Source organism: Methanobrevibacter cuticularis (assembly GCF_001639285.1).
GTDB classification, from domain to species: domain Archaea; phylum Methanobacteriota; class Methanobacteria; order Methanobacteriales; family Methanobacteriaceae; genus Methanobaculum; species Methanobaculum cuticulare.
Map to the genome: position 1 here is coordinate 1 of NZ_LWMW01000155.1, position 5,229 is coordinate 5,229.

The following is a 5,229-nucleotide window of genomic DNA, read 5'->3' on the forward strand; positions in this document are numbered from 1 at the left end:
ATTAACACTTATACCATCAGCTAAAACATTAAAAGCATAATCACAAACACCACCAACACTAGTCCCATTTAACAAAACACCAAAATCAGAAACAATATTAATAGACCTAGAAACATCCAAACTAATACCGCTATAAACCCCATTACCTGTTTTAGAAAAAACCAAATCACTAATACTCAAATTATTATTAATTAAATCCTGAATATCACCATTAGACCAAGACTCATCAACATAAAAAGTACTCGCACTAACATTAGATAAAGAAGAAACAAAACATAATAAAAACAAACCAATTGTAATATATTTATTAAATACAAGATTCATTAAAAATTCCTCCAAAATAACTACTAAAAAAGATATCAGGAAAAAATAAAGAGGATTGTGATAATAATACAACCCAATTTTTACTTATCTCCTACATCAAAAAAATTAGCTATTTGTTTTTTTTAAAGCTGTTTTTTGAATACACAGTATGTATTGCTTTATTTAACTTTGTTCCAAATTTATTTTTACTTATTTTATTCTTAACCCCTAAAACTTTTATTTGATGATATTTATTTGACTTAATTGTGTTTTTAGTGATTGTATTTTTATTTCCTATTATTTTAAGTCCATGGTCACCATTACGGTTTATTGTGTTTTGTTTTACTTTATTATTATGTCCAATCAATTGAACTCCAAATTTTTTGTTTCTATTTAACGTGTTTGCAAATAAAGTATTTTTTCTCCCTGTTACATAAATTCCATAAGCTTTAGATTTTATTTTAAGATTTTGCAACACATTTTCATGACCAATAACATAAACACCTTTTTTAGCAGATATAGTAGTTGAATAAGTTCCACCATTAATAGCATTACCACTACCTTTGACTATGATACCATAATTAGTAGCTTTAAACTTATTCAAGACTAAAGCATTCTTATTACCTTTTATATTAATACCATTTTTTGAATTAACAGAATTGCCCTTTAAAACATTATTATTACCTTTTAAAACAACCCCATAACAGCTAGACTTAATATTATTCTTCTCCAATAAATTATATTTACCATCTAGATAAACACCATATTTAGCATTGCTAACAGTGTTATTTTTAATATTATTAAAGTTTGATTTCACTCTAATACCATAACTACCACTATCCAAGACCTTATTACTTGTTATGTTATTATAACCAAAGGAAAAAATATCTATACCAACAAATTTAGAATTTTTAATAACATTAAACTTAAGACTATTCCCTTCAGCATTAACATAAACCCCAACATAATTATTATTCATCTTATTACCAAAAAGAAGATTACCATAACCATTAACAGAAATACCACACTTTTTAGAACCATTAATCACATTATAATAAAACTCATTATTAACACCATAAACAGAAATAGCCTCACCACAATTTAAAAAAACATTACGAGTAATATCATTCTTCTCACCAGAAACATAAACACCAAAACCACAATTCCAGAAATAATTACCAGTAGCAATAGCATTAGAATCAGTAAAAACACCATACTCACAATTAACAAACCTATTATCCCTGAGATCTGTATCTCCAGCAGAAGATAGCAAAACTAAAGCCATACCTTTAATATTAGAAAAATTATTATCATGCAGCATAGATCTAACAGAGTCTACAAAATAAAAAGAATCACTCCTTACATTAACAACATTAGAATAATGAAAACTACAATCTCTAATAAAATAAGCAGATACCGCCTGAGAATCAATATCAGAAAAATTATTATAGTAGAGAGTAGTGAAATTAACATTATTAAATATAATACCAGCACCCAAATCAACAAAAGAATTGTCAATTATAGCCACATTTGATGAAGTATCAAGAATAACACCAGTAGAACAATTCTTAATCTTATTATTCTTTACATCTAAAAGAAACCCATGAACAATATGAATAGCCTCTAAACCATTATCCCAAATAACATTACCAGAAACACTATAAACATGAGCATAAGGTGGATAAGCAATGAACTTACCAGGATTCCATAAATCTTCAAAAATTCCAATACCAGAATTATTCTTTAAAGTATTATTATCTACAGTAGCACCTAAGCAATTTGTTAAATAAATAGCATTTCCACGATTATTCTCAAACAGATTAGCAATCACATAAAAAAAGCCAATATTTGGAATAAATTGATTGCCAGATTCAGAAAATATTCCTCCACCATTATTATTAAGAATATTATCTAAAATATAAATATTAGCCAATTCATTGTTAGATGAAATATATATAGCTTCATTTTCATTATTACAAATGGAATTATTGACCAATCGAAAAATTTTATAAACATACTCTTGATCTTCATGTAGATATGCACCAAAACCAGTATTATTATTTATGATATTATTAAAAATATCCAAATTAGCTGAATAATAAGATATTAATCCTGATTCTTGGTTATTAATGATTTTATTTCCTGTGATATTTAGATATGTGGAGTTATCTGAGTATACTCCTGATTTAGAATTATTAGATATGTTATTATTTTTAATAAGTACATTATCAGAGTTTTCAAGATAAAATCCAAATGCAGAATTATCTGTTATATTGTTCTCTTCAACAGTTAAATTAACTGGGTTATCAACATATATTCCAGACCCACGATTATTATTAATATCATTATTCTGGATATTTATTCTTTTAGATCCTGCAGAATAGACAGCATTATTGTCATTATTTTTGATTTTGTTTTTAGATATTTTAATGTCATTTCCTTCATTGACAGTGATACCAGAACCTTTATTAGTTTCTATTATATTATCATCAATATCTACTTCATTAGAAGCATAAACATTAATACCATCATTATCACTATTTTTAACTTTATTTTTCTTAATAATCACTTTATTGGAATTATAAACATAGACCCCTGAGTCTTTGTTATTTTCTAGCGTATTATTATCAATCCCTACTTCATTAGAGGAGTCTATATGTAAACCATTGCCTTCAGTTTTAACAATATTATCACTGATCAATGTATTGTTGGATTCAGCTATATAAACACCTGCTGTACCATTGGAAATATTATTGGATGAAATATTTGTATTCGATGATTTATAAATGTTGACTCCAGTACTATTACTACTCATGTTGTTATTGATAATTGAAACATTTTTAGAGTCACTGATAGCTATAGAATCTTCAATATTTTTAAATGTGTTATTAACTATCTTTAAATTATTAATTCCATCAGCAATTATACCAGATAAATAATTTGTAAAAATGAACCCATTAATATTAACATTATCATCCATAATAGAAAATCCATAATACGAAGCTGAAGAATCTAAACCATCAAGCACTACCCCTACATCACATGATAAATTAATAGTTTTACTAATGGATAGCATTATACTATTATAAACACCATTACTAGTACTATTAAAATGTAAACTAGTGATATCCACATTATTATCGATTAAATCCTGAATCATATCACTAGTCCAAGTTTCATTAACCGTATAAGTCACAGCACTCACACTAGACACTGAAAAAAACATTACACCAACAATGAATATTAGAATATACTTATTAAATTTCATAGAATACCTCCATTATATTATGCTAATAATTGTTCCATTTGAGAAAAATGGAATTCCACTTTGGAATGGATATGCTATCCCATTCTCACCTAACTCAAAATAACCACAAAATACACCATTTTTATATGCATGAACAAGCCAAAAAACCATATTATTTCCACTAATAGGATCAACACCATGAAGCTCAACAAAAGTACTCTTAATTGATATAAAAACAGGTTTATAGTAATAATTGTATGTGGCAATATAAAGATTTAAGGCAGAGTTAAGTATACTTATAGCTTTGTTTCCTGTAGTGACTGAAGTGGTACTGAATATGAAATAATCGTTGCCTTCTCTTTGAAATGTAGAATTTATTCCAGGCGGTGTTTTTTCGATATTAGAATCTTTATGTGAACTATTTAGATAATGATTACAATCAAGATACCATGACTCATTAATATTATCAGTAGTATAATAGGCTGAAGTTGGTTTAATCTGTTGAAGATCAAAACCCTGACCAACAGAAACTATAGCACTGTTATCTAGAGTTGCTCCATCAGCATATTGCCATTTTCCATTAACATATACCTCACTCCAAACATGACCTCCATGAGGATTATCAAATAGGAAATCATAGTCTCTAAAAAATAATATTGATCTATATCTAACTGGAACTCCAACTGAACGAGAGAGTGCGGATATTAGGTTAGAAAATCCAACACAATTAGCAACATATCTTCCATTAACTTTATGACTATTGTTTAAAACACCCATTGCAGAATAATTAGCATCTTCTACATAGTCAACATATTTTTGAACCCATTTATAAATAGCATTAGCTTTTCCTAAATGATCATCACTTTTATAACTTTTAGTGATATTTTTTGCTAATTCTTTAATATAAGGGTCATTAACCTCACATTTAGTTGAAGAAGCTAAATATTTGTTTGCTAAGTAAGTATAGTTTTCTTTTGTCTTGGTTGTATTAATCAATAACAAGTATTTGTTTTTAGCTGATGATTTGAGTCCTGTTACCTGAAAAGACTCGTTAACGACTACTGTTCTAATACCATTGCTATATGTTGTTTTAGTGGTTTTAGGAATTACATAATTAACATACTTCCCTTTTAGTGTTGTAGTGTTTTGTTTTGAAGTAGTCCATCTAAGACCTGCTGGTCTTTGATCTATAGTAGTAGAGTTAGCAACTTCAAACCATTGCATTTTATTATCTTTATAGTCATATGTTTCTTTAAAGGTCCTATCCTTATTTTTAGTAGTAACGCCTTTTACATATTTATCAGCTGTAGTTTTTTTAATACTGTTAACTTTCAATGCTTTTGTCTTTTTAGCATTTTTATAAGCTGTGTTTAATGATTTTAGGATTTTATTTTTATTTGATCCTTTATATTTCTTTTTAACATTATTAATATTAGTTTTAATTTTCGTGAGTAATTTATTTTTATCATATTGAGAAATATATTTTTTATTCGTATTCAGTTTTTTAGCCTTGTTAATATCAGTGTTAAGATTTTTCAAGTTTTTTGTCACGGTTTTGTATGATAAAGCTTTAGATGCAATTATTGTAGTTCCTGGTTGTGAAAACGTAGCTTTTATAACAGAACTTGAGATACTTAAATTTTGTGAAATCTGTATATTGAAAGTAGCTATTCCATCAG

At 27.2% G+C, this 5,229-nt stretch carries 3 protein-coding genes; all 3 read right to left on the bottom strand.

Translation table 11 applies throughout. The features are described 5' to 3' along the window. Window positions 1-324: hypothetical protein (locus MBCUT_RS09860; RefSeq protein WP_157082577.1), on the bottom strand; the 324-nt coding region annotated here is incomplete at its 3' end. Window positions 325-433: 109 nt separating this feature from the next. After that, entirely contained in the window at window positions 434-3,571 is a 3,138-nt protein-coding gene (locus MBCUT_RS09865) for a right-handed parallel beta-helix repeat-containing protein (protein WP_067260556.1), read from the bottom strand. 12 nt (window positions 3,572-3,583) lie between these two features. After that, a partial coding sequence (locus tag MBCUT_RS09870; protein WP_067260559.1) for a transglutaminase-like domain-containing protein occupies window positions 3,584-5,229 on the bottom strand: 1,646 nt, incomplete at its 5' end.